The 567-nt window shown below is 67.2% G+C and carries 1 protein-coding gene; it reads right to left on the minus strand.

From position 1 onward, the window contains the following. On the minus strand, positions 1-567 hold a 567-nt coding region (locus AC1U89_RS24595), incomplete at both ends, for a cytochrome c oxidase assembly protein (protein ID WP_479902228.1).

The raw sequence follows: 567 nt of genomic DNA on the forward strand, positions 1-567 counted from the left end.
GCCAGACCCAGGGCGCCTATGGACCACATGATGGTTCCCCCCGGTCCGGTGGCGGAACCTGCCACCGCGACTGCTGAAGGGCTGGGCGCACTGTTCCACGGTGGCTCGCTGGTGAATCGCTGGACCGATAGCCACCACCCGTTCATCTCATACAGTGCGGCGGCTGCTGCCAAGAGGGCCAGTCGCCCCAGCGGGCGGCTGCCCAGTAGGCCCGGCCCGATCATTGCATGGGTGAAAAGGCAGCCGGCCACCAGGGCAAGCAGGGTCGTGCTGCTGTAGCCGAGCTGGGTGAGGGCGGACCATTCCAAAAGGGGGCTGTAGTAGATGACGAGGACGGCCCCGGCGAGGACGAGAACTGCCAGGTAAGGGTCTCTGCCGAGAGGGGTCAGCAGGTGCCGCCGGGTGCCCGCCACGAACTCCCGGGCCCCGATGCTGCTGTCCGCCCGGGGAAGTATGGCCAGTTCGGCCAGTGTCAGTGGCGCTGCCGGGACGAGCAGCAGGGGGACGACGGCGGTGAGTATCATCTGCGTCAGGACATGGGCTTCGAACAGAAGGCCCTGGTAGAGG

The sequence above is a fragment of the Caulobacter sp. 05T431 genome (assembly GCF_056665975.1).